The following is a 24,365-nucleotide window of genomic DNA, read 5'->3' as shown; positions in this document are numbered from 1 at the left end:
CTTATATTTTCATAAGTATAGATAAAATAAGGTTATAATTCTATTTATTGCTAATATTTGGTAGTAATACAGTGAAAATCCCCAGTAATGGTAAAAATGCACAGTATTGATAAACTTGCTCAATGCTGGTTTGGTCGGCAATGTACCCAAGAACGGCTGCCCCAACGCCACCCATACCAAAGGCTAGGCCAAAAAACAAACCTGAAACCATTCCTGTTTTACCTGGAATAAGCTCTTGAGCATACACGAGTATTGCGGAGAATGCTGAGGCAAGGATCATACCGATAATCACGGTGAGCACCCCAGTCCAGAATAATGAAGCGTGAGGTAAAAGTAAGGTAAACGGCGCTACGCCAAGGATTGAGAACCAAATAACATATTTGCGTCCAATCTTATCACCGATAGGACCTCCAATCATTGTTCCAGCAGCAACAGCAAATAAAAACACAAACAGGTGGATTTGGGCGTTTTGTACGGAAACGCCAAATTTATCGATTAAATAGAATGTGTAGTAGCTGCTAATACTTGCTAGATAGAAATACTTTGAGAAAATCAAAATAAGCAAAATACTCAAAGAACCGATAACGACTTTTCTTGGCAATATTTTGATATCACTAGAATTAATCGGCATTTTTTTCGCTGCACGATGCTGTTGTTTATACCAGCTACTGACTTGCAATAGAATAATGATAGCGAGCAAGGCGGCAAAGGAGAACCAACCGATATTGCCTTTGCCATACGGTTCAATAACTAAAGCAGCAAGTAGCGGGCCTAACGAAGCGCCTAGGTTTCCCCCAACTTGGAAAAAGGACTGAGCTAAGCCATGGCGGCCACCAGATGCCATACGTGCAACTCGAGAGGATTCAGGGTGAAATACCGATGACCCCGTTCCCACTAATGCCGCGGCAATTAATATCATTGGGAAAGTTTCCGCCATCGCTAGCAGCAATAACCCCGTTAAAGTAAAACCCATACCAATGGGTAATGAGTATGGCTGCGGGTGTTTATCCGTGTAGTAACCAATCACCGGCTGTAATAGTGAAGCGGTAACTTGGTAGGTCAGGGTAATCATCCCAATTTGAGCAAAACTGAGGGAGAAATCAGATTGTAGTAAAGGATAAATCGCCAGAATCAACGACTGGATCATGTCATTTAGTAAATGGGAAAAACTAATTGCAGTCAGGATACTAAAGACCGTTTTTCCTGTCTTATTCGTTGGCTTTGTTCCACTCGTTGGCGCAGTTTGCTCACTCATTTTAATAACCACTTTAGTTTGTTACGCAATTGTAACCAATATAACTAATTTAGAAATTATTGAAATGGCAATATGAGGCACTTTGTAAAATTGATTAAATAAATTATACGACTTAGATCTCATTTCTCTGCAACGGCTTTCTTATTATGCAGTAGTGCTCAGATCCTATCGTGGTTTTTGTGCTATAAGACTGTTTTCGGTGACACTCAATCCTCTACCTCATTCGTAGAAAAATTCCTCTCTCAGGGAGAATGTATGAAATTGACATTTAAGGCTTCCGCATGTGCATTGACCGTCTCTTTGGCGTTATTGCCAGCTATGATGGCAAATGCGTGGGAAAAAGATAAAACTTACAATATCACTATCTTACACACCAATGATCATCATGGTCACTTTTGGCACAACGAAAAAGGTGAGTATGGTTTAGCTGCACAAAAAACCGTTGTAGATCAAATTCGTGACGAAGTGGCAAAGCAAGGTGGCAGTGTATTATTACTTTCTGGCGGTGATATTAATACCGGTGTTCCGGAATCAGATTTACAAGATGCTGAACCTGATTTTAAAGGAATGAACTTAGTGGGTTACGATGCGATGGCATTAGGTAACCATGAGTTTGATAACCCTCTAGAGGTATTAAAACAGCAAGAAAAATGGGCAACCTTCCCATTCTTATCAGCCAATATTTATCAGACCAGTACTGGCAAACGCCTATTTAAGCCTTATCAGGTTTTTGATAAGCAAGGGGTGAAAATCGCAGTTCTTGGCTTAACAACAGATGATACGGCCAAGATTGGTAACCCAGCTAACTTCCCTGATGTGGAATTCCGAGTTCCAGCAGCAGAAGCCAAGAAAGTGGTTGAAGAGCTGCGTGCGACAGAGAAGCCAGATATTATTATCGCCGCAACCCATATGGGACATTATGACAATGGTAATCATGGTTCTAATGCCCCTGGTGATGTAGAAATGGCTCGTAGCTTACCGGAAGGATATTTAGACATGATAGTGGGTGGTCACTCACAAGATCCTGTTTGTATGTCTCAAGAGAACAAAAACTATAAACAAGAAGAGTATGTTCCGGGAACAGCATGCGCGCCAGATAACCAAAATGGGACTTGGATTGTTCAAGCCCATGAATGGGGAAAATATGTCGGTCGTGCAGATTTTGAATTTAAAAATGGCAAATTCACATTAAAACACTACCAGTTAATCCCGATTAACTTGAAGAAGAAAGTGAAGAAAGACGATGACACAACGGAATATGTCTATTACACCCAAGAAATCGCACATAATCCAGAAATGACCAAATTACTGACACCATACCAAGATAAAGGTGACCAGCAACTAGGTGTCAAAGTGGGGTCCGTGGATGGGAAATTAGTCGGTGACCGCAATAAAGTTCGTTTTGAACAGACCAATATGGGGCATTTATTGCTGGCGGCACAAAAAGAGCGTGCAGGGGCTGATTTCGCTATCATGAGTGGTGGCGGTGTACGTGACTCTATCGAGAGTGGCGATATCACCTACAAAGATGTATTAAAAGTACAGCCATTTGCAAATGAGTTGGTATATGTCGACTTTAAAGGCGAGGAAGTCCTCCCTTACTTACAAGCTGTTGCAAATATGAAGCCAGACTCAGGTGCGTATGGGCAGTTTTATAATGTCTCACTTACGCTGAATGCCGATGGTAGCATTAGTGATGTGAAAATCGATGGCAAGCCTGTTGATAAGAACAAAACATACCGTATGGCGACATTAAACTTTAATGCGATTGGCGGTGATGGCTATCCACCAATCGATAATCATCCAAACTATGTCAATACAGGCTTTGTCGATGCGGAAGTGCTCAAAGGCTATATTGAGAAACATTCGCCATTAAAAGTGGCAGATTATGAACCGAAAGGTGAAATTGTTTATAAAAATAAATAATGGATAATCTGTACTCAAAAGCCCCTTGATTGGGGCTTTTTGATTCAATGGAGTGAATTAATCTTTTTTAATCTCGGCAAACGTTGCATTTAGGACGCTCGCTAAATCATTTGGTGCCAGTTCTAAATCTAATCCACGTTTTCCACCAGAAATAAACATCGTAGCGAACTCTTGAGCTTGGCTATCAATCACGGTCGGAAGCCGCTTCTTTTGCCCCAATGGGCTAATACCTCCAAGCAAATAACCCGTGGTTTTTTGTGCAATTTGCGGGTCAGCCATTTCGACTTTTTTGACTTTAAAGACTTTGGCGACCAGTTTCAAATCGAGTTGACCAGAAACTGGTGTAACAGCAACGGCCAACGTTTTTTGATCCCCATTAAGTGCAACTAATAAGGTTTTAAATACCTGTTTTGCATCTAACCCCAATTTTTGAACTGCTTCATCCCCAAAGTTATTTTCATTGGGATCATGGTCATAAGGATGGAGCGTGAATTTAATTTTCTGTTTTTCGAGTAACTTGACTGCTGGCGTCATAATTATACCTTTTATTTTTCAATGACCGTGTTTATTAACTATCGTTGCGTAAATAATCAATCAGACTATGTTCACCAAACAGGTGTAAGGCACCCACTGCCACGACATAGTTGCCATTAGGTAATGTTTTCAATTTATCTGCCCATTCCTGATTTCGACGCGTCATCAGCACATTATAAACGTCTTCACTGAAGGTATTGGGTAATGTAGCGCAATGTTCAGGTTGATAATCTAGCCACCAGCTAATCATCGTTTGCAGTGAGCGTGCATTAGTGCGCCAATGCACTAAGGTATCTTGTAATAGCGGTAAACCTTGATCTGGAAGTTGCAGTAATAATTCTATCTGTGCCGCGGTGCCTTCTAGCTCAATAATCGGCTTTTGCTGTGATTGAACATTACGAATTAATTGATAATCAATACCATAGTGACCGCGTAATCCTAACCCTTGAGCCTGTGTTGCCTGCATGACTAACGCCACTTGCCAAGATGGCAAGTGGTCAAATTGATCTGAGGATTGGCGAATTTCTTGGCAATACTGTAAAAACAGAGAATATTCACCGTCTGTCAGCCGTTGGCGTATTGGTGAAATCGGTGTAGTGGGCGCTGGAAACGAGGTTTGGGTATCCGTGATATCAGCCTCAACGATTAAACCATCTGCGTGATTAAGCTTATCCAATAAAATGGTGGAGAGAGGGAACATGGTTTCAGTTCCCATATGGATGCTACCCACAATATGCAGTTTTAGTTGATTGGAAAGGCGGACATCAATTGCAGGGTAGGGATAAACAGGGGCAGTGCCAGTATACAGCCAGTTTTTGAGGTTTTTGAAAAACGTTCCCATATTCTAGTCATCCCTAGATTGCGAATTAGAATAATAGGTTAAACAATCTTGCGGGGATTTGCGAATGGCTAGACAAAATAAAACACTTTTTACATAAACTATAAAAAACGCGCTGTACTGATAGCCAGTAAAGCGCGTTGTGAATCTCAATCTTAGGGATTATTCAGCTTTGCGTTTGAACAAGCTTAATAAAGAGAATAAACCGAAGGCACTAAAAATCATTTCAATACCGATTAAGGTTGTTAGAAGTGCAATTGAGGTAATAGGACCATTGCCAATTAATAAGTAAGCAATGAAGAAATCTAAGATACCAATAATCAATTGAACCCAACCAGCGGCAGATTTAATTTGTTGAAAACCTGAATATAGGCGAAGGATACCCCCGAAGATAAACAGGGCAGCAATGATAATCGCCATCGCAATTAAGCCTTGTAAAGGCTCTTTAATGAAAGCATAACCGACGATGCAGTAAATAATACCGATCACAAAACCAAATAAACGCGACCAGCCAGTATAAATGGCTGAGCTTAAAATACTAACAATAGCGCCCACGCCACTTAAAATTAATAATACGCCGACAATAGCACTGACGACAATTCCCGATGCCATTGGGTTGAGTAGGCAGACTATGCCTCCCAGTAGTAGCAGTACCGCTAGGACGATCAGCGTATTACGCTGTTTTTTCATATCGCCACTGGCTAAGCTCAATAGTTTTTCGCGATTAATATTTAACATGGAACCCTCAAACAGTAAAAATAATTAAATTCACTTAATTATAGACTACTTATATTAAATTAACTGAGGTATTCGAGCGATTAATTGAGATGAATCAAAGAGAAAAAAGTCACCCTGATGAATTCAAGGTGACTTGGCGGGATTATTTTTCAGGTTTAAAGCGCAGTAAGCGGTTGGCATTACTGACTACGGTAATTGAGGAGAGTGCCATAGCTGCCCCGGCAACGACCGGATTAAGTAATGTTCCAGTGAGTGGATATAAAATCCCTGCGGCAATCGGGATCCCCAATGAATTGTAGACAAAGGCGCCAAATAGGTTCTGTTTCATATTGCGCAATGTGCCTTTTGAAATCGACACTGCATCGGCAACACCGTGCAAACTTTGACGCATTAAAGTAATGGATGCAGTTTCAATTGCGATATCACTACCGCCACCCATCGCAATCCCCACATCAGCACGAGCTAGGGCAGGCGCATCGTTGATCCCATCACCGACCATTGCTACTCGGTGACCTTTTGCTTGTAGCGCTTCAATTGCGGCAGATTTGCCGTCTGGCATGACGCCTGCAATCACTTCGTCAATTCCGGCTTCTTTAGCGATGGCATTCGCAGTAACTGGGTTGTCGCCAGTTAACATGACCAAGCGGAAACCTTGCTTATGCAAACGGGTTAGGGCGCTAATACTGTCTTCACGTAGTGGATCACGGATCGATAACAGTGCCGCAATTTTTCCATCTACAGCCAGTAATACAGGAGTTACCCCCAAAGACGCTTGCTGATGCAAGATCTCTTCAATAGGGCGGGTATCAATCTGGCTCTGTGTTAACAGTTTTTGGTTACCCAGTAGCACCGTTTTCCCATCAACGAGGGCGGTGACGCCTAACCCCGCTAACGTTCTAAATTGCGCATTGGCTGGGATATCCAACGCTTTTGCACGGCTGAGGATGGCACGAGCTAATGGGTGATTTGAACCGCTTTCTAACGATGCCGCTAGCTGTAAAGCTTCTTGCTCACTGAATTCGTTGAATAGATGAATATCGGTGACTTGAGGCATACCTTCGGTCAGGGTACCGGTTTTATCGAACACAATGGTATCGAGGTTGCTAGCTTGTTGTAACGCATCGGCATCACGCACCAACACGCCAAACTCAGCGGCTCGACCTACACCAGAGATAATTGACATCGGAGTCGCAAGGCCAAGAGCACAAGGACAAGCGATGATTAACACGGTTGTCGTAATAACCAGTGCATAGGTGATTTGCGGTGCAGGACCAACAAAATACCAGATAGCCCCTGAAATCACTGCAATAGCCACAACAACGGGAACAAATACAGCTGAAATTCGGTCAGCCAATTGCCCAATTTGTGGTTTACTACTTTGCGCCTGACGAACCAGATAAATAATTCGGGCTAAGGTTGTTTGGCTACCCACCGCCGCCGCACGAAACAGAACTGTACCATCTTGTACGACAGTTCCAGCATGGACTTGATCCCCTTTACTTTTTTGTTGAGGGATCGGCTCACCAGTTAGCATGGCTTCATCTAACCAGACTTCGCCTTCAATAATTTCACCATCCACGGGGACACGGTCGCCTGTTGCTAAGCGCAGGATCATGCCTTTTTTCACTTGCTCTAGAGGCATGTCTACTTCGCCTTGATCGGTGACAACTCTGGCGGTTGGCGGTGTTAAGTCTAATAATCGTTCAAGGGCTTTGGATGAGCGCTGACGTGCCCGTTGCTCTAAAGCGTGACCTAAGTTAATTAGACCGATGATCATGGCGCTTGCCTCATAATAGAGGTGACGCGCTTGGTCTGGGAACATATCTGGCCACAGGTTAACCACGATGGAATAGAGCCAAGCAGCGCCCGTACCCAAGGCAACTAAGGTATCCATCGTGGCACTACCATTTTTCAGGCTTTGCCATGCGTTCTTGTAGAAATGCCCACCAGCAAATACCATGACTAACAGGGTTAACACCCCGATAGTGAGCCAGATGTTGTTGTTTTCGGCAGTGAGCATCATGTTATCGCCGATCATGCCCCAAATCATCACAGGGACACCAAGGGCGAGAGCTAGAGCAGATTGCCAACGGAAGCGACGCATATTAGCTTGAGCCACTTCTTGCTGGCGCTCACGACGCTTAGCTTCATCTTGGATCATTTCTGCGCCGTAGCCAGCTTTGACCACCGCAGCAATCAAGTCATCAGGATTGGCTGTTCCTGTAATCAATGCGCTACGTTCTGCGAGGTTTACCCGAGCGTTTTCGACGCCGGGAACGCTACTTAATGCTTTTTGAACTTTATTTACACAGCTTGCACAGGTCATGCCATCTAATAACAATTGAATGCTATCATCAGCAGGATTGATTTCAGGTTGTTCACCTAAATCAGATTCTTGAGCCGGAATATCACAAATTGCCGCTGAATCCGTTTCCGGTTGTTCAACTGATGTCATCAGCGGCTCAGTTTTTGGGGAATTACCCTCTTCTTGGGCAAGTGTTGCGTGATAGCCCGCAGCCTCAACAGCAGCAATTAAATCTGCGGCTGGCGCAGAACCATACACTTTAGCCACTTTGGTATCGACATCAGCAACAGCAACACCGTCAACCGCTTCTAACGCTTGCTGAGTTTTTCCTGCGCATTTCATGCAGCTTAATCCTGATAGCTGAAGTTCAACATCAGGCGTCGTCGCAATAACGGCTTCATAGCCAGCATCGGTAATTGTGGCAATTAAATCTTCTGCTTTAGCATCACTTTCGATGACTGCGTATTCGATGGTTACTTTCAGATTAGTGACATCACCACGGGCCTCGAGTGCTTTTGTCACGGAGCCAACACAGTGCATGCAGCTTAAGCCTTGCAGGGCTAGTATAGTTTTCATTTTTGATTCTCCGAGCCCTTAAATAAAACGGGGCTATAATTTGTACATAAAATCAGTCTATAATCCGCTATGTTGTTAAGGTTAAACCCTCCCACAAGGGTAAGGTCAAGGGGAATTATGAATATCAGTGAAATTGCCAAAAAAACGGGTCTGACAGCAAAAGCGATTCGTTTTTATGAAGATAAAAGTTTGATTACGCCCCCTGAGCGTGGCGACAACGGGTATCGATATTATAAAGATAGGCATCTTGATGAGCTGATGCTATTAAAACAAGCTAAAGATGTTGGATTCACGCTGGAAGAGTGTGGTGAATTGCTTGGATTATTTCGTAACCCTAGCCGTCATAGTTCTGATGTGAAAAGTGCCACCATGGCTAAAATCGATGAGATTCAACAGACGATTACCAAGTTACTGTCGATTCGCAATACGTTGCAGGAGTTAGTGGATGCCTGCCCCGGTGATGATGGGGCAGACTGTCCGATTATTGACCACTTGGCGCGTGGCTGCTGTCATCAGAGTAAGGCTTAACTTTTAACGTAATTCCATCCACCGCAATCACTTCGACTTCAGTGTCTGCTTTCAGGGGAATTTCGCTATAAATACGCCAGCTACCATCGGCTAAACGTACTCGGCTAAATCCCTCTTCGGTATCCGTTAATAAGCGGGCTTTAATACCAATCAGCTGGTGGCTTATTTGGTTGACATCATCAGCTTTACTCTCTTTACGGTGACTTAGCCATTTCCGCCACAAGACCGCAGAAACCACGGTAAATACCGCAAACAAGATGCCTTGCCATTCCCAACCGAGGAATGGCATTGCCCATGCGATGATCCCAACGGCTACAGCTGCAATACCTGACCACAGCAAGTAGCCTCCAGTACCCAGAAGTTCACCAATCAGCAGTAAACCACCTAGACACAGCCAAAACCATGCGGGTTGAGTGCTGATAAGTTCTATCATGCTTTTTCCTGTTTCTTAATATCGCTGGCTTTTTTGCTTTCGCCAATAAGCTCAGTGATCCCGCCGATAGCGCCCATCAGATTGCTGGCTTCTAATGGCATCATGATAACCTTGCTGTTTGATGCAGAGCCAATGCTAGTGAGTGCATCAGTATATTTTTGTGCAACAAAGTAGTTAATTGCTTGCATATTACCTGCGGCAATAGCATCAGAAACCATTTGAGTTGCTTTGGCTTCAGCTTCCGCGGCTCTTTCACGGGCTTCAGCTTGTAAGAATGCAGACTGGCGTTCACCTTCAGCTTTTAAAATTTGTGATTGTTTTTCACCTTCGGCTTTTAAGATTGCCGCCTGGCGAATACCTTCAGCTTCTAGAATGTCAGCGCGTTTGGTTCGTTCTGCTTTCATCTGAGCATTCATCGCACTAACTAATTCTTTTGGTGGTCTAACATCACGAATTTCAATACGGGTAATTTTTACGCCCCATGGATTGGTTGCTTCATCCACAACGTGCAATAAACGACCATTGATGGAATCACGTTGAGATAACATTTCATCGAGTTCCATGGCACCAAGAACGGTACGAATGTTCGTCATGATCAGGTTTAGAATAGATAATTCTAAATTACTAACTTCATATGCAGCGCGTACGGGATCAATAACCTGAATAAAACACACCGCATCAATGGTGACGTTGGCGTTATCGCGTGAGATAACTTCTTGCGATGGAATATCAAGGACTTGTTCCATCATATTGATACGACGACCAATTCTGTCCATAAAAGGCACTAAAAGATGCAGCCCCGGCTGTAACGTACGGGTATAGCGGCCAAAACGTTCAACAGTCCATTGAAAGCCTTGAGGTACGGTTTTTACACAAGTAAAAACAATAACCAAGGCGACGAAGATAATAATCGGTATAGCACCAAACGCGAACAAATCCATAGGTAATCCTTAACTAGTAAAGTAATGAATAAACGTGGCGACGGTACTTGCTGGCAAGTGCATCCCCCGTTCCCATTGCTGACATGATATCCATCATGGTTTTTCTGACTGCACCTTCTCCGGCGTTAAGGTCTTTACGTAAAAAGGCCAGTAACATTTCTAAGGCTTCTTCATTGCGGTTAACTTCATGAAGTTTTAATGCCAGTTGAACGGCCAAAGTGGTGTTTTCAGGATTTTGGTTAAATTCTTGCTGCAATTGCTGAATTTCAGGAGTGTCTGCCGCTTTTTTCATGAGTTCGATTTGTGCAACCAAACCTTGGTAACGGCTATCTTTATCTTGCATTGGTACGGTGGCTAGCAGTGTTTCTGCATCATCCACTAAATTAAGTGCAATTTGTGTTTCGGCTAATAAAAAGGTGATATCGCTATTTTTAGGAGCCAGCTGGTTTGCTTCTTTAAGTAATGGCAGGGCTTCTTGAAGTTTGCCTTCTGCAATAAACTCAGCTGCTTGCGCCGCTTTTAACTCTTCAGGGCTTGGCAGTACACGAGATAGAATTTGCAATACGGCATCTTCGGGTTGTGGACCTTCAAATCCATCAACAGGGCGGCCGTCTTTCAGGACATACACTGTGGGGACACCTTTAAGACCAAACTGGCTCGCAACCATCTGTTCTTCATCACAGTTAACTTTAGCGAGGATAAACAACCCAGCATAATCATTGGCAATACGCTCGAGCATCCCAGTAAATTCTAAGCTTTGTGGGCTACGAGGTGACCAAAAATAGAACATCACTGGGATGTTCATGGACTGTTCGATGATTTGATGTAGATTGGTTTCGTTAATATCAATAATTTGTGCGTTATCAAACATAAAATATCTCTTTTAAATTCGTTATTAATGTCGTTTAAATGGGGGCTTTTTCTGGTTTTTCAATCTTTTTTGCCCGGATTTGCCAGTATTTTATCCATTAATTTGTCTGGCAATATGCGTTTTAGTATACGCACAAAAACGGTTAATAATGTGACGGAGTAACGGACACGAGGGCGTGGGCTTTCTAATGCTAGAATCAGCTTTTCAACCACATGCTCTGGATTTAACGTAAACCGCGCTGCAATTCCCGGATTTTTTATTGGCTTATCTTGTTGTGTTTGTGCCACATTCTGGGTAAATGAACTGTGAATAGGGCCGGGTTCAATCAAACTAACATGGATTCCAGAGCCCTTTAATTCTAAACGCAATGCGTCGGACCAAGCTTCTAACGCATATTTGCTGGCAGCGTAAGCACCGCGACCTGGTGTAGAAATAATTCCCATTACTGAACTGGTTTGCACTATCCTGCCTTCATGGTGGGGTAGCATGGCGGGGAGGAGTAAGAAGGTCAATTGGTGGACTCCGAAAAAATTCGTAGAGAATTGAGATTCTAATTGCTGACGGCTAACGGTATTTAGTGGCCCATAGACCCCAAATCCCGCATTGTTAAATAATCCGAAAAGTCGTCCTTGGCAAAGTGCTAAAATTTGCTGGGCCGCAGTTTCAACACTGTCTGAGTCATCTAAATCAAGCGCGACAGTATCAAATCCAAGCTCTTGTAAACGTTGGATATCCGTCTGTTTTCGGCAGGTGGTGATGACGTGATAACCTCGTTGACGTAGTGTTTGCGCTGCACATAAGCCTATTCCGCTGGAAGCCCCCGTCACTAATACTGTTTTTTGCATAACTTTACCTACTGTAGGCTTAATTTTCGCTATCATACTGGTTGAGCAATAAAGTCTCTCGATCTATTGGACTTTTATTGGTTAACCGGACTTTTATTTATTAAGTAAGTACGGTGTGAGCTGTTTTTCCATGAAATCAGCAATAGATGGCTGAGCCTCTGCGGTTGGATGAATGCCATCAGGTTGGATCCATTCTGGTTTGGTAATGACGCTCTCCATAAAAAAGGGTAGCAAAGGAATTTGATTTTTTTCAGCTAATGTTGGGTAAACTTTTTCAAAGCTGGAAGTATAGCGCCTGCCATAGTTGGGAGGGATACGAATTTGCATTAAGAGCGGTTTAGCACCATTTTGCTCTATTTGGTCGATAATCTGTTGTAATGTAATCTCTAATTGCTCTACAGATAATCCTTGTAAACCATCATTAGCACCTAATTCAATTAATACCCAATTAGGTTTGTGTTGTGCCAGTAAGGCGGGTAGGCGTTCTAAGCCTTGAGTAGCGGTATTCCCGCTAATGCTGCCATTAACTACAAGAATTGGCGGAGAATGTTTCTGCCAGCGTTCGGCAAGCAAAGTGGCCCAAGCCTGCTCTGCCGGTAAACGATAGCCTGCACTTAAGCTATCCCCCAGAATTAATAGTTTTGTGGCTGCTAGAGTTTGTCCGCTGGCGGTCAATAACAGGAGAAAAACCAATATATGTCGGCGCAAAATATTCTTGAAGTTCATCATCTCATTAAACGTGTTGGTCAAGGTGAACATGAACTGACTATATTGCAAGGAGTGGAGCTAATTGTCGAGTCCGGTCAGACAATTGCCCTAATTGGCGAGTCGGGTTCCGGAAAATCAACGTTACTGGGTATTATTGCCGGGTTAGATGATGGTTCGAGCGGCAGCGTGCATTTGTTAGGGCAAGACCTCACTAATATGGATGAAGAGCAACGTGCGCGCTTACGTGCGGAGAGTGTGGGATTTGTTTTTCAATCTTTTATGTTAATTCCAACCTTGAATGCCCTTGAAAATGTTCAACTTCCCTCCTTATTAAGAGGGGAATCAGAGGCTAAAAGTCATCAACAAGCCGTTAATTTACTGACGGATTTAGGGTTAGGTAATCGATTGAAGCATATGCCAGCACAACTTTCCGGTGGTGAACAGCAGCGTGTGGCATTGGCGAGAGCATTCAATGGTCAGCCAAAAATCTTATTTGCCGATGAGCCGACAGGAAACCTCGATCGCCAAACTGGGGATAAAATTGCTGATTTACTGTTTGCCATGAATAAAGAGCACGGAACGACGCTGATTCTGGTAACTCATGATAATGAACTAGCCTCACGTTGCCAACGCCGGTTGCGCTTGGTGGACGGGTTATTGAGGGAAGAGTCATGATTTGGCGCTGGTTTTGGCGTGAATGGAAAACGCCATCATTATTAATTGTTTGGTTAGCATTAACCTTGGCTGTGGCGTGTGTGCTCGCATTGGGGCGTATTAGCGATCGCATCGAAAATAGTATGAGTTACCAGAGCCAAGAGCTCCTCGCAGGGGATTTAGTGCTGCGCTCCTCTCATCCCTCTGACCCTCAATGGCTGAATACGGCTCAACAAGCAGGTTTAAATCACAGCCAGCAAATTTCCTTTTCCACAATGGCGTATTCGACAGCGGATGAAAATGGTCGACCTCAATTGGTGTTAGTGAAAGCTGCGGATGCTAGCTACCCTTTATACGGTGGATTAGTGACTGAGCCCGCAGGGTTAAAACCGACCAAAGGACAAATTTTAGTTGCGCCACGCCTATTGGAATTACTGAATTTAAAAATTGGTGAGCAAATTGATATTGGAGATGCCACATTAACGGTTTCTGGTGCATTAATTCAGGAGCCTGATAGCGGGTTTAATCCATTCCAAATTGCTCCTCGTGCACTGATCTCAATTGAAGATGCCACCCAAACGGGAGCTATCCAACTTGGTAGCCGTTTAACGTATCGGGATATGTTCGCTGGAGATCGACAGATAATCGATGCTTTTAAGCAGCAATACGATTCACAGTTAAGAAGCGACCAACGATGGTATACCTTAGATGATGACAGTGGTGCAGTCGGTAAGACGTTTAAGCGTGCACAACAATTTTTATTACTTTCTGTATTACTAACCTTGCTACTGGCGATCGCTGCGGTGGTGGTATCGATGAACCATTATTGTCGTAGCCGCCATCAACTTATTGCAGTGATGAAAACGTTGGGAGCAGGGCGGAGCGCGCTACGTAAATGGATCATTGGTCAATGGCTGGTGATCTTAGTCGCCGCGGCATTATTGGGATCATTGCTAGGACTCGCATTTGAAGGGATCTTGATGCAGATATTGAGTGCGATGCTACCTAAAGCATTACCCAGTGCGAGTTTATGGCCGTGGGTTTGGTCTGTGGCAACGTTGTTTATTATCGCCATTATCGTCGGGATCCGACCTTACTATCAGATGATGGGAACGCAACCATCTCGGGTATTACGTGAAGATGCTCAGTCACCGATTTGGCCGCTGTATTATTATCTCCCGATAGTTACGTTAATTGTGGTGGGGGGATTATTCCTGTTTGCTGGAGTAAATCCGCTGCTGTGGTCAATTTTGCTAGGGATTGTCGTTGTGGCAGTTTTGCTCGCCCTGATTGGCTGGATAGGCTTATGGCTATTACGCAAAATACGTTTTCGCCAGCTCAGCTTACGTTTATCGGTGAGCCGATTACTACGTCAGCCTTTGCAAACAATCACTCAAATGAGCGCTTTTTCACTTTCATTTATGCTATTGGCGTTGTTGATTTTGGTTCGTGGTGATTTATTGGATCGCTGGCAGCAGCAGTTACCTGCGGATAGTCCCAACTATTTTCTGATCAATATGACTGAGTCGCAGCTAGTGCCTGTGACGCAGTTATTGAAGCAGTATCAGGTGACGCCGACAGAATTTAATCCAGTCGTTTTAGCGCGTTTATCGGAGATCAATGATCAATCCGCAATAGAATGGGCCGACGCACGGGATCCTAATAATAATACGGTAAGACGCGAACTGAGCTTAACGTGGCAATCGGTGCTTCCTCCAGCCAATGAATTGGAGCAAGGAAGCTGGCCACCAAAAGCGGGGGAGGTTTCCATTGAGCAAACCGTGGTGAAAGAGTTAGGGTTAAAAATTGGCGATAAGCTGACATTTAATGCAGGATCGCAACTATTTACAGCAAAGGTGAGCAGCATTCGTAAGGTCGATTGGGAGAGTTTACGACCTAATTTTTACTTTATCTTTGCTGAAGAAACGTTATCTCCAATGCCTGCAACGTGGTTGAGTAGCTTCCATTATGAAGGAGATGGTCAACTGTTAACCCAATTGAGCCATCAATATCCAACGATTAATGTTTTGGATACAGGAGCGATAATTACCCAAATTCAACAGATTTTACAGCAGGTTAGTCAAGCTTTAGAGGTCATGGTGGTGTTAGTGATTTTCTGTGGTTTGTTACTGTTACTGGCGCAAATTCAAGTGGGTATGAGTCAACGTGAGCGTGAATTAGTTGTTTACCGAACGTTGGGGGCGAGCAAAAAATTGATGCGCCGCACACTATGGAGTGAGTTTGCACTTCTCGGTTTGATGGCAGGATTAGCAGCAGCATTTGGCGCAGAGGTCGCATTGTGGTTATTACAAACTCAAGTGTTTGATTTCCCATGGCAACCGGAATGGCGTATTTGGGTATTATTGCCATTATGTGCTGCGCTATTACTTTCTATTTGCGGTAGTTGGTTGGGGCTAAGGTTACTTGGCACCGGAAACCAACATCGTAGATTGCCAAATAGTTAAAAATATGATGGACCTTGATAGCTATTATGATGGCTATCAAGGTCAAAAATGAAAATCGGAAGCTTGGGCTTCACTGTATAAATTTTTCAAATTGATGTATCCGGCATCAAACTCAGAAACAGCAAAGTAAAAAACACGCCCATCAGACTGAGCTATCTGTATTTTATAGACGCCGACCTCTTGATTAAAATCAAACTCATAACCCACATTAACTTTCATTTCTTTATAATTTAAATTGACTTCATCACTATCTGAAATATATTTCCAGTTAATTATTTTAGTTCTTGTTTCATTAATAAGCTGTTCAACAAAATGAGTGATTGCAGCAGGTAACATAATTATTCCTCAATTTTTCTATAGGTATATTTGGATTCAATAAGTTGCTTTGCATATAATAACGACTCTAAAATATCCTGAAACTACAAGTTACCCAGAGGAGATTTCGATGTTATGTTTCTTGTAGAATTGATCTTTTTTTCTAATTCATTGAGATTTTCAATTTCATTATCAAAGGTTTTTTTATCTATAAGTGTCATGAAATTATTGGCAATATTTAAATGTAATTTAAATGCGATAGTGAAATTTGTTACTAATAGTGCGTAATTTTTACTCGATAGATTATCTAATGATTGATTGTAATAGAAAATACACTCATGAGATAGGCTTAATCCTGTCGAGCCTTTAAATTTATTCAATGAAAAAAGTGATTTTTCTTTTATGCTCTTAGATATGTTGATGTTATGAATGATTTCCATAATGGTAATAAGTAAGGCAATAATGGTAGCAATGGATGCATAATATGAAAATAGTATGAAATTATCATTACTTCTAATTATCATATCTATATTAATAATTGATATCCATATTAATAAAAAGCTTACTATCATATAAATTAATCGTAATTTATTTTCTAAAGCTAATTTCAGAAACATTTATTTTACTCAATTTTTATGGGGTGGAAATTTTATCATGATATTTCTCCATGCTTATATTTAGGACTATTTTTCGGAGTGAATTTATCGTTAAATTAAAAAATTAATTGCAATCATCAATTTATTTCATCTTCATTAAACGAACAGATCTTCAATCTTTCATAAAATTGTCATTTGCCATGGTTATTATTCAGCTATCAATTATTGATAGCCCTAAATAGGAATATAACAATGGCTTACCTCAATACTACACACTTTAAGCTTAGCTCATTCTCTTTAGTGATTGGTTTGCTTTCATTTAGCTCCAGCGGATTTGCTCAACAAGCTGTGCCTGCGACATTAGCTGGGCATTCAATATTATCTGTTGATGCAACAGTCTCTACACCTTCAGATGCGCCTACGGATATGCAGCATAGTGGTAAATATACAACCGGAAGTCGTGTTGATTCGCTAGGTAAAATCGAAGGAAAATCAGACGGTCGTCCAACGGGTAAATATGTACCAATTAAAGGTCAACCACGGCAGGGGCATTCAGGTATTAAACGGATGACAGATGGAACCTATTGGGTACTTACCGATAATGGTTTCGGTAATAAAATGAACTCTCCAGACTCGATGCTCTATTTGACCCAGTATGATATTGATTTTAAAAGTGGCAATACGACGCCATTGAAAACAGTCTTCTTCCATGACCCAGACAAAATTATCCCCTTCCATATTATTAATGAAAGTAGCCAGCAACGTTATCTAACGGGGAGTGATTTTGACCCTGAAAGTTTTCAATTTGCAGATGGGGCTTTATGGGTTGGTGATGAATTTGGACCTTACCTGATAAAAATGGATTTAAACGGCAAGGTACTTGCACTATTTGAAACCCAAGTGAATGGCAAAAAGGTGGTGTCACCAGACCATTACACACTCACTACACCGGGTAAACCCGCGGATAAAGTGAATTTCCAAGTTAATCGCTCGAAAGGTTTTGAAGGCATGGCATCATCGCCAGATGGTTCAAAACTTTATCCAATGCTTGAGGGTGCTTTGTGGCTAGAAGATAAGCAAGATTATGAGAATGTAAACGGCAAAAAAGCGGCGCGTATTCTTGAGTTTGATGTGAAGAAACAGGATTGGACAGGGCGTAGTTGGCTATATGTATTTGAAGATAACCAGAATGCCATTGGTGATTTTAACCTGATTGATGATTCCCATGGTTTGATTATCGAACGTGATAATGGGGAAGGTACGGTGGATAAAGCCTGTGTTGAAGGGGCGACAAACAAAGAAAACTGCTTCAGCAATTTGGCGAAGTTTAAACGTGTTTATCGGATTGCATTCTCTGATAATAACGAGGGTGGTGCCGTGGATAAACAAGCCTATGTTGATCTGATGAATATCCAAGATCCTGACAATTTAGCGAAAAAACCGTTGAATAATGGCGTGTTTACCTTTCCGTTTTTTACAATTGAAAACGTGGATGTGGTGGATAGCGAGCACATTATTGTTGGCAATGATAATAACTATCCATTCTCCTCCAGCCGCGACCCGAACAAAGCGGATGATAATGAATTTATTTTACTGAAAGTACCTGAATTACTGAAGCCGTAAATCGATAAAGTAATAGACGTACGATGATAGCTGGATCCTTGTTTTTCCCTTGGTTTGATAATTTGCTCGGGTATTTTCCCGAGCTTTTTTATTGGTGTTGGATTAGCGTTTTTTAACCGCGAGAACAGGCGGTTTCATCATCAAGGTAAAAAATAAGATGACCACAACCGGTGCGGCGATAGTCAAAAGTGCGGGAGTAAAACTTCCCGTAAGATCTTTGATGGCTCCAGCAATAAATGGTGCTAAGCATGCAATGGTAGAAATCAGATTTACCACAGAGAATAGTTCTAAATAAGGGCCGCGACCAAAATAGTTAGACAATAAAACACTGGATGCTAAGAAGGTCATTCCATAGCCGACCCCCACACAAATCACGAACATAATTAGCCAGAACCAAGAAGTTGAAATACTTAACGCAACAACCCCGAGAACCATAATAATCAGGCTACCAATCAGTAATCGCTTCGGTTCGAGCCATTCCCCTGCGGCACCGCCCAAGAAGCGAGAGAAAGCATTCACAAAGGCCATGGTGCTGAGTAAAGAAACCGCGACAGTCATGCCAAAACCACGTTCTTCAATATGCGCGACTGCAAAGCTGTTTACGGTAATGCCGCACCATAGGAATGAGGTATAGGTTGCCGAAATTAAATAGAATTGCCATGTTCTGAGCGCGCCTCTAACAGTCCAAACTTCAGCAGTACGGTAAATGGGTTTGTTGGGATCACTAACGTACTTTTGGGTCACGCTCTTAGCGTGGGACTGCTCTTTTTTACCTTCACGTAGTGCCAGAATAGTGATTAGCGTAACAATACTCAGGTAAACCGCACAGAGTACCCAGTGCATACGCCAAGAACCGAGCTGGTTAGAGGCGTAGAAATAGATCCAAGGACCTGCAACCCCGCCTAATCCTCCTATGGTGAAGTAAACCCCAAAGGCGATAGACTGTTTCTCAAATAAACGTGAAATGACATAGGTGCCCGGTACGGTAGCCAGTAAGGTAAAGCCGACTCCAATTAATGCAGTACCTAGGAAATAGGTGCTAATCGTTTGTGTCGCATATAGGTTATAAAACCCTGAAACAAAGACCAGCATTCCCAGTAATAAGGTTAAACGAACACCAATTTTACGAATTAATACGGAGGGGAGAAAACTTGCTAGACCACAAGTTAATCCGAGTAAGGTAAAGCCGAAACCTGCTTCAGTCCAATTCCATTTTAGTTCATTGATCATACCCGGTAATACCACACCTAAAGAGGTAAAGGTGGTTGCCGTTGCAAGAAAATAGACCATTCCCAGAAGAATAAGAATTGACCATTGATACAATGGGCTAAAGGATGGGGATTGTGTTTCTGGCATGTTGACTCCAGTAAATCCCTGCATTTTCAATGATAAAATTGGGGAGTAAATTGCAGGGTAAAAATAGCACAATGCCCGAAAAATGACTTTCGGGCACGAATGGCGCTATTTTCCCTATTTATTGGCGAGAGTACCAGTCTAATTTTGTTTTTGCCCACTCAATGCCACTTTTATACTCATTTGGCAGCATTGGGATCAGGCTATCAAGGCTATCTTTCAATTTTAGGCAATCAGTATGGGTAAGATTTAAGTGACCCACTTTACGGACAGGGCGGACTTCTTTGTCATACCAATGGAGATGCACTAACGGTAAATTGAGCCAGTCATTATTAACCTCGGTACCAATCAAATTGACCATCACTGCGGGGCTAAAGACTTCAGGAGCTGGCATTGGTAAATTCAAAATGGCACGTAAGTGCAATTCAAATTGGCTGATTGAGGCACCGTTTTGCGTCCAGTGACCACTATTATGCACGCGAGGAGCGATTTCGTTGATCAGCAGCTTGTCACCGACTACGAAACACTCCATTGCCATCACGCCGACATAACCTAATTCATTCATCACTGCGCTTAGCATGGATTGGGCTTGTTGCTGTTGAACAGGGTTAGCATCAGGGAAAGCTACACTGGTTCGTAGAATACCATCTTGATGTAGGTTATGAGTGATCGGGTAGAAAACGGATTCACCGGATTGGCTTCTGGCGCCAATCACTGAGACTTCTGAGTCAAAGGGAATACCTTGTTCAACAATACATTCGCCATAAATCTCAGTGGGTAAGTTTTTTTCGTCACCGGGACGCACACGCCATTGACCGCGCCCATCGTAACCGCCAGTTCTACGTTTAACGATTAGAAAATCCCCAAGCGTAGCGAACAGTTCGGGCCATTGGTCAGGGGAGTCTAATAATGCCCATGGGGCGGTTGATAAATTTAACGAATCAAATAGGCTTTTTTGTGGAAATCTATCGGCTAACCGAGGAAAAATATCTCGGTTAATAAATGCGTTGTGACGTGCTAACTCTTTAGTTAACGGAGTTTCCGGCCAGCGTTCTATTTCTGCGGTGATCACACTTTGTTGATAGGGAACGGCTTCTGGTTCTGCATCTAAACCGACGGGGAAAACAGAAATACCGAGAGGCTCACCAGCTTGGCGGAGCATTCGACCTAATTGACCATTACCGAGGACACAAACCGGTTTCATTACGCTTCCCTCGGATCTGGATTACTTAATACGTCATTAGTTTGCGCTTCACGCCATGCCGATAGGCGATTAAACAGTTCAGCATCATGAGTTGCTAAAATTTGAGCCGCGAGTAATGCGGCGTTTGCGGAACCTGCTTTACCAATTGCTAGCGTACCCACAGGGATGCCTTTTGGCATTTGTACGATGGAATACAGGCTATCTACGCCACTTAATGCAGCACTTTGAACTGGAACGCCCAGTACAGGAACTAACGTTTTAGCCGCTAACATACCCGGTAAATGTGCCGCGCCGCCAGCGCCAGCAATGATCACTTCAATCCCATTTGATTTTGCATTTTCAGCAAACGAAAATAGTTTGTCCGGAGTGCGGTGCGCAGAAACAATTTCTACATGAAAAGGCAGTTGAAGTTCAGTCAACACATCAGCAGCATGCTGCATCGTTGTCCAATCACTTTTAGAACCCATAACAATGGCGATTTTTGCCGCAGATTGAGAAGGAACTTGGGCAGTCATTTGGTGTGATCCCTGTATTGATATAATGTCACCCGAAGGCGGGAAGATGAATTGCCCTGATCATATCATGGTACTAGGGTAAGGAAAACGTTTGCGTGTTTATAAAATAGGCAAACGAGAGGGTTTTAATCTTGATAATTCACAATTGATTCATTAAAAAGGAAAGAAAATTAATTCAATTCCTTGTTCACTGATGACAAATGCAGAGCCTTCATGGTGCCATGCACCTAAAACGCCACGAAAATGCAGCTGACCAGCGATGTTGATTTCATGAATAGCCGGTCGGTGAGTATGCCCGTGGATCATCCACTGAGCTTGGTGCCTTTTCAACGCATTAATCACGGCATCGGGATTGACGTCCATAATCGATTCCGATTTCATGCTGCTGGCATATTGACTATTACGACGCATTTTTTGTGCGATACGGCGGCGAATAAACAGCGGTAAAGCCAGAAATAGACGCTGTATCCAAGGGGTATGAACTTTTTTACGGTAATTTTGATAGGCCGCATCGTCGCTACATAATGTATCACCATGCATAATCAAAATACGTTTGCCATAAAGTTCAAGTAGAGTTTCTTGGGGTAAGATGGTCATTCCACACTGTTTGGCATAGCGTTTACCAATTAAGAAATCACGGTTTCCATGAATAAAATAGCAGGGAATACCGCGTTCGCTAAGTTGTTTCAGTGCGTTGGCAACTTGCTGGTGCAGCGGGTTATTGTCATCATCCCCGATCCAGTAGTTAAAAAAATCGCCAAGAATATACAGGCTGTCCGCATGGATAGCTTGTTGTTCAATAAAATGTAGAAAACCGGCAGTAATTGCCGGTTCATCTTCACTTAAATGCAAATCTGCAATGATATAAGTGGACATAAATCAGGGATTACTCGCTGACTGTCACTTTTTCAATCACAACATCTTCGCGAGGTACGTCTTGGTGGTGTCCACTGCGACCAGTAGAAACGCCTTTGATTTTGTCAACGACGTCCATGCCTTCAACCACTTCAGCAAATACGCAGTAACCCCAACCATCTGGGCGCTCTGAACGGAAGTTTAAGAAGTCATTATCAGCGACGTTGATGAAGAATTGTGCTGTTGCTGAGTGTGGATCGTTAGTACGAGCCATTGCTAATGTACCGCGGCTATTTTTCAGACCGTTATTAGCTTCGTTTTTGATAGTCGCTTTAGTGTCTTTTTGGACCATGCCAGGCTCAAAACCGCCGCCTTGGATCATGAAGCCATTAATAACACGATGGAAAATGGTATTATTGTAGAAACCTTCACGGCAGTAGGTTAAAAAGTTTTCGACAGTAATTGGTGCTTTATCAGCGAAAGTTTTAATAACGATGTCACCGTGATTGGTATGAAATGTAACCATAATAGCTATCCTGAATAATTGTTTTTTATGCGCTCACTTGCGAAAGCGTTGAGATCAGCAAGTTTATATCATAGATAAAACTCAACTTGAAGTAACAGCGCATTTTGTAAATATTTATAGCATAACAGAGATATAACAAACTGAATGCCAAAGTGGGGAGTTTACCTTGCTTTCTAGTGCAGTTCGCGATTCAATATTAGGCTATTTTCGTCAGTTTTTTCTGGATATTATATCCGCAATCATACGATAATCTGATGTATGATAGGTATACACGTACTAATAAAATGGAAATAAATAGATGCTACAAATTTTCAATACACTGACTCGCCAAAAAGAAGAATTTAAACCCATCCATGCTGGAAAAATTGGGATGTACGTGTGTGGCATCACCATTTACGATTTGTGTCATATTGGTCACGGTCGTACCTTTGTGGCTTTCGACGCCATTAGCCGTTACTTACGTTATTTGGGATATGATCTTAATTATGTGCGTAACGTGACCGACATTGATGACAAAATCATCAAACGTGCGGCTGAAAACAATGAAAGCGTGGAAGAATTAACGACGCGTATGCTGGCTGAAATGCACAAAGATTTTGATGCGTTAAATATTTTACGCCCAGACAGTGAGCCTCGCGCGACTCGCCATATTCATGAAATTATTGAACTAACTGAAAGCTTAATTGAACGTGGGCATGCGTATGTTGCAGATAATGGCGACGTCATGTTTGAGGTTAAAACTGACCCTAATTACGGTTTACTGTCTCGTCAAGATTTAGACCAACTGCAAGCGGGAGCTCGCGTTGAAGTCGCGGATGTTAAACGTAACCCAATGGATTTTGTGTTATGGAAAATGTCAAAAGAAGGTGAACCAAGTTGGGAATCTCCATGGGGCTTAGGCCGTCCCGGCTGGCATATTGAATGTTCGGCGATGAATAGTAAAACGCTGGGAAGCCATTTTGATATTCACGGTGGGGGTTCCGATTTGATGTTCCCACATCATGAAAACGAAATTGCGCAATCAACTTGTGCTCATGAAGGACCTTACGTTAACTATTGGATGCACTCGGGGATGGTCATGGTTGATAGAGAGAAAATGTCTAAATCTCTCAATAACTTCTTCACTATCCGTGATGTTTTGCAATATTACGATGCAGAAACCGTACGCTACTTCCTGTTGTCAGGTCACTATCGTAGCCAACTGAACTATACCGAAGAAAATTTAAAGCAGGCACGTACTGCATTAGAGCGTCTGTATACATCATTACGTGGCACTGATAAATCAGTGGCGCCAGCGGGTGGCGAAGCTTTCAAAGCCCGTTTCTGTGAAGCCATGAATGATGATTTTAATACGCCAGAAGCTTATTCCGTACTGTTTGATATTGCGCGTGAAATTAACCGTCTGAAAACAGAAGATATGGCGGCGGCAAATGGTATGGCTGCACAGCTGCGTGAACTGGCAAAAGTTCTGGGACTGTTAGAACAAGAGCCAGAAGCTTTCCTGCAAGGTGGAGCACAAGGCGAAGATGATGCCGAAGTGGCGAAAATTGAAGCGCTGATTAAACAACGTAATGATGCGCGTCAAAGTAAAGATTGGGCATTGGCGGATCAGGCGCGTGATGCATTGACGGCGATGGGGGTTGTGTTGGAGGACTCTTCTGCTGGCACGACGTGGCGTCGCAAGTAATATTCGTTATATTTCGCGCTGTGGCGTTGTTGGCGTCGCTCGGCTACTCGGGTCACATACTTATGTATGCTCCC

23 protein-coding genes are annotated in these 24,365 nt (G+C 42.8%); 6 read left to right on the top strand and 17 right to left on the bottom strand.

All coding sequences use genetic code 11. The annotated features are described in order from the left end of the window. Nucleotides 1-40: 40 nt before the first annotated feature. The gene (locus tag PR761_RS13835) at nt 41-1,255 is read right to left on the bottom strand and encodes an MFS transporter (protein ID WP_006815117.1); all 1,215 of its coding nucleotides are present in this window, start codon (nt 1,253-1,255) and stop codon (nt 41-43) included. Between the two features lie 255 nt (nt 1,256-1,510). Here PR761_RS13835 and ushA point away from each other — a divergent pair, with 255 nt between their 5' ends. Next, on the top strand, nt 1,511-3,181 hold the full coding sequence (gene ushA, locus PR761_RS13830) for a bifunctional UDP-sugar hydrolase/5'-nucleotidase UshA (protein WP_115164622.1): 1,671 nt from the start codon (nt 1,511-1,513) through the stop codon (nt 3,179-3,181). 57 nt (nt 3,182-3,238) lie between these two features. Here the strand turns inward: ushA and ybaK are convergent, their stop codons facing one another. From ybaK to copA, 4 genes are all read right to left on the bottom strand, one after another. Then, entirely contained in the window at nt 3,239-3,715 is a 477-nt protein-coding gene (gene ybaK / locus PR761_RS13825; protein WP_006815113.1) for a Cys-tRNA(Pro)/Cys-tRNA(Cys) deacylase YbaK, read from the bottom strand. 34 nt (nt 3,716-3,749) lie between these two features. Further along, on the bottom strand, nt 3,750-4,556 hold the full coding sequence (locus PR761_RS13820; RefSeq protein ID WP_006815112.1) for a TraB/GumN family protein: 807 nt from the start codon (nt 4,554-4,556) through the stop codon (nt 3,750-3,752). 159 nt (nt 4,557-4,715) lie between these two features. Further along, a complete protein-coding gene (locus PR761_RS13815; protein ID WP_006815111.1) occupies nt 4,716-5,291 on the bottom strand; it encodes an HdeD family acid-resistance protein in 576 nt (191 codons plus the stop codon). Nucleotides 5,292-5,433: 142 nt separating this feature from the next. Next, on the bottom strand, nt 5,434-8,172 hold the full coding sequence (copA, locus tag PR761_RS13810; RefSeq protein ID WP_006815110.1) for a copper-exporting P-type ATPase CopA: 2,739 nt from the start codon (nt 8,170-8,172) through the stop codon (nt 5,434-5,436). A gap of 117 nt (nt 8,173-8,289) precedes the next feature. Here copA and cueR point away from each other — a divergent pair, with 117 nt between their 5' ends. After that, on the top strand, nt 8,290-8,700 hold the full coding sequence (gene cueR / locus PR761_RS13805; RefSeq protein ID WP_039855171.1) for a Cu(I)-responsive transcriptional regulator: 411 nt from the start codon (nt 8,290-8,292) through the stop codon (nt 8,698-8,700). On the opposite strand, the gene PR761_RS13800 is transcribed toward cueR, so the two are convergent. From PR761_RS13800 to tesA, 5 genes are all read right to left on the bottom strand, one after another. Beyond that, the gene (locus tag PR761_RS13800) at nt 8,654-9,133 is read right to left on the bottom strand and encodes an NfeD family protein (protein WP_006815109.1); all 480 of its coding nucleotides are present in this window, start codon (nt 9,131-9,133) and stop codon (nt 8,654-8,656) included. The two genes, cueR and PR761_RS13800, sit on opposite strands and share 47 nt — an antisense overlap. Beyond that, a complete protein-coding gene (locus PR761_RS13795; protein WP_006815108.1) occupies nt 9,130-10,074 on the bottom strand; it encodes an SPFH domain-containing protein in 945 nt (314 codons plus the stop codon). Before PR761_RS13795 ends, PR761_RS13800 begins: the two co-directional genes overlap by 4 nt. A 13-nt stretch (nt 10,075-10,087) precedes the next feature. Continuing rightward, complete coding sequence (locus PR761_RS13790) at nt 10,088-10,945, bottom strand: co-chaperone YbbN (protein WP_006815107.1); 858 nt, start codon at nt 10,943-10,945, stop codon at nt 10,088-10,090. Nucleotides 10,946-11,004: 59 nt separating this feature from the next. Further along, a complete protein-coding gene (locus tag PR761_RS13785; RefSeq protein WP_126437342.1) occupies nt 11,005-11,790 on the bottom strand; it encodes an SDR family oxidoreductase in 786 nt (261 codons plus the stop codon). A 93-nt stretch (nt 11,791-11,883) separates the two neighbouring features. Beyond that, the gene (gene tesA / locus PR761_RS13780; RefSeq protein ID WP_039855169.1) at nt 11,884-12,519 is read right to left on the bottom strand and encodes a multifunctional acyl-CoA thioesterase I/protease I/lysophospholipase L1; all 636 of its coding nucleotides are present in this window, start codon (nt 12,517-12,519) and stop codon (nt 11,884-11,886) included. Here tesA and ybbA point away from each other — a divergent pair. Then, complete coding sequence (gene ybbA / locus PR761_RS13775) at nt 12,487-13,173, top strand: putative ABC transporter ATP-binding protein YbbA (protein WP_006815104.1); 687 nt, start codon at nt 12,487-12,489, stop codon at nt 13,171-13,173. The genes tesA and ybbA overlap by 33 nt on opposite strands. Continuing rightward, nucleotides 13,170-15,617, top strand: coding sequence for a putative ABC transporter permease subunit YbbP (ybbP, locus tag PR761_RS13770; RefSeq protein WP_154610678.1), 2,448 nt, complete (start codon nt 13,170-13,172; stop codon nt 15,615-15,617). The genes ybbA and ybbP overlap by 4 nt, the downstream gene beginning before the upstream one ends. A gap of 42 nt (nt 15,618-15,659) precedes the next feature. On the opposite strand, the gene PR761_RS13765 is transcribed toward ybbP, so the two are convergent. Next, the gene (locus PR761_RS13765; RefSeq protein WP_006815102.1) at nt 15,660-15,953 is read right to left on the bottom strand and encodes a hypothetical protein; all 294 of its coding nucleotides are present in this window, start codon (nt 15,951-15,953) and stop codon (nt 15,660-15,662) included. An 83-nt stretch (nt 15,954-16,036) separates the two neighbouring features. Further along, nucleotides 16,037-16,549: a hypothetical protein gene (locus PR761_RS13760; RefSeq protein ID WP_006815101.1), complete on the bottom strand. Its 513-nt coding sequence runs from the start codon at nt 16,547-16,549 to the stop codon at nt 16,037-16,039. 231 nt (nt 16,550-16,780) lie between these two features. Here PR761_RS13760 and PR761_RS13755 point away from each other — a divergent pair, with 231 nt between their 5' ends. Continuing rightward, nucleotides 16,781-18,151, top strand: a complete 1,371-nt coding sequence (locus PR761_RS13755; RefSeq protein WP_006815100.1) for an esterase-like activity of phytase family protein — start codon at nt 16,781-16,783, stop codon at nt 18,149-18,151. A 102-nt stretch (nt 18,152-18,253) separates the two neighbouring features. Here PR761_RS13755 and PR761_RS13750 read toward each other — a convergent pair whose 3' ends face one another. The 5 genes from PR761_RS13750 to ppiB form a co-directional block, all read right to left on the bottom strand. Next, nucleotides 18,254-19,507, bottom strand: a complete 1,254-nt coding sequence (locus PR761_RS13750) for an MFS transporter (protein ID WP_039855167.1) — start codon at nt 19,505-19,507, stop codon at nt 18,254-18,256. Between the two features lie 118 nt (nt 19,508-19,625). Beyond that, the gene (gene purK / locus PR761_RS13745; protein WP_126437339.1) at nt 19,626-20,708 is read right to left on the bottom strand and encodes a 5-(carboxyamino)imidazole ribonucleotide synthase; all 1,083 of its coding nucleotides are present in this window, start codon (nt 20,706-20,708) and stop codon (nt 19,626-19,628) included. Beyond that, entirely contained in the window at nt 20,708-21,223 is a 516-nt protein-coding gene (gene purE, locus PR761_RS13740) for a 5-(carboxyamino)imidazole ribonucleotide mutase (RefSeq protein WP_006815097.1), read from the bottom strand. The genes purK and purE overlap by 1 nt, the downstream gene beginning before the upstream one ends. 153 nt (nt 21,224-21,376) lie before the next feature. Then, the gene (gene lpxH, locus PR761_RS13735) at nt 21,377-22,099 is read right to left on the bottom strand and encodes a UDP-2,3-diacylglucosamine diphosphatase (RefSeq protein WP_006815096.1); all 723 of its coding nucleotides are present in this window, start codon (nt 22,097-22,099) and stop codon (nt 21,377-21,379) included. Between the two features lie 10 nt (nt 22,100-22,109). Beyond that, nucleotides 22,110-22,604: a peptidylprolyl isomerase B gene (ppiB, locus tag PR761_RS13730; RefSeq protein ID WP_006815095.1), complete on the bottom strand. Its 495-nt coding sequence runs from the start codon at nt 22,602-22,604 to the stop codon at nt 22,110-22,112. Nucleotides 22,605-22,902: 298 nt separating this feature from the next. Between ppiB and cysS the strand changes: the two genes are divergently transcribed. Then, a complete protein-coding gene (gene cysS / locus PR761_RS13725; protein ID WP_006815094.1) occupies nt 22,903-24,291 on the top strand; it encodes a cysteine--tRNA ligase in 1,389 nt (462 codons plus the stop codon). Nucleotides 24,292-24,365 lie beyond the last annotated feature (74 nt).

This window comes from Providencia sp. PROV210, from assembly GCF_028479445.1.
Classification (GTDB): Bacteria; Pseudomonadota; Gammaproteobacteria; order Enterobacterales; family Enterobacteriaceae; genus Providencia; species Providencia rustigianii.
The sequence above is the reverse complement of the archived record's forward strand: the minus strand, read 5'-3'. Positions and strand labels throughout refer to the sequence as shown.

Excerpts from the sequence above, each read along its gene's own strand:
- purE (WP_006815097.1), bottom strand. The coding sequence starts at position 21,223 with ATGACTGCCCAAGTTCCTTCTCAATCTGCGGCAAAAATCGCCATTGTT.
- PR761_RS13790 (WP_006815107.1), bottom strand. The coding sequence starts at position 10,945 with ATGTTTGATAACGCACAAATTATTGATATTAACGAAACCAATCTACAT.
- cueR (WP_039855171.1), top strand. The coding sequence starts at position 8,290 with ATGAATATCAGTGAAATTGCCAAAAAAACGGGTCTGACAGCAAAAGCG.
- ybaK (WP_006815113.1), bottom strand. The coding sequence starts at position 3,715 with ATGACGCCAGCAGTCAAGTTACTCGAAAAACAGAAAATTAAATTCACG.
- PR761_RS13835 (WP_006815117.1), bottom strand. The coding sequence starts at position 1,255 with ATGAGTGAGCAAACTGCGCCAACGAGTGGAACAAAGCCAACGAATAAG.
- tesA (WP_039855169.1), bottom strand. The coding sequence starts at position 12,519 with ATGATGAACTTCAAGAATATTTTGCGCCGACATATATTGGTTTTTCTC.
- PR761_RS13755 (WP_006815100.1), top strand. The coding sequence starts at position 16,781 with ATGGCTTACCTCAATACTACACACTTTAAGCTTAGCTCATTCTCTTTA.
- lpxH (WP_006815096.1), bottom strand. The coding sequence starts at position 22,099 with ATGTCCACTTATATCATTGCAGATTTGCATTTAAGTGAAGATGAACCG.
- ybbP (WP_154610678.1), top strand. The coding sequence starts at position 13,170 with ATGATTTGGCGCTGGTTTTGGCGTGAATGGAAAACGCCATCATTATTA.
- PR761_RS13820 (WP_006815112.1), bottom strand. The coding sequence starts at position 4,556 with ATGGGAACGTTTTTCAAAAACCTCAAAAACTGGCTGTATACTGGCACT.
- PR761_RS13795 (WP_006815108.1), bottom strand. The coding sequence starts at position 10,074 with ATGGATTTGTTCGCGTTTGGTGCTATACCGATTATTATCTTCGTCGCC.
- ushA (WP_115164622.1), top strand. The coding sequence starts at position 1,511 with ATGAAATTGACATTTAAGGCTTCCGCATGTGCATTGACCGTCTCTTTG.
- cysS (WP_006815094.1), top strand. The coding sequence starts at position 22,903 with ATGCTACAAATTTTCAATACACTGACTCGCCAAAAAGAAGAATTTAAA.
- PR761_RS13760 (WP_006815101.1), bottom strand. The coding sequence starts at position 16,549 with ATGTTTCTGAAATTAGCTTTAGAAAATAAATTACGATTAATTTATATG.
- purK (WP_126437339.1), bottom strand. The coding sequence starts at position 20,708 with ATGAAACCGGTTTGTGTCCTCGGTAATGGTCAATTAGGTCGAATGCTC.
- ybbA (WP_006815104.1), top strand. The coding sequence starts at position 12,487 with ATGTCGGCGCAAAATATTCTTGAAGTTCATCATCTCATTAAACGTGTT.
- copA (WP_006815110.1), bottom strand. The coding sequence starts at position 8,172 with ATGAAAACTATACTAGCCCTGCAAGGCTTAAGCTGCATGCACTGTGTT.
- PR761_RS13815 (WP_006815111.1), bottom strand. The coding sequence starts at position 5,291 with ATGTTAAATATTAATCGCGAAAAACTATTGAGCTTAGCCAGTGGCGAT.
- PR761_RS13750 (WP_039855167.1), bottom strand. The coding sequence starts at position 19,507 with ATGCCAGAAACACAATCCCCATCCTTTAGCCCATTGTATCAATGGTCA.
- PR761_RS13785 (WP_126437342.1), bottom strand. The coding sequence starts at position 11,790 with ATGCAAAAAACAGTATTAGTGACGGGGGCTTCCAGCGGAATAGGCTTA.
- PR761_RS13800 (WP_006815109.1), bottom strand. The coding sequence starts at position 9,133 with ATGATAGAACTTATCAGCACTCAACCCGCATGGTTTTGGCTGTGTCTA.
- ppiB (WP_006815095.1), bottom strand. The coding sequence starts at position 22,604 with ATGGTTACATTTCATACCAATCACGGTGACATCGTTATTAAAACTTTC.
- PR761_RS13765 (WP_006815102.1), bottom strand. The coding sequence starts at position 15,953 with ATGTTACCTGCTGCAATCACTCATTTTGTTGAACAGCTTATTAATGAA.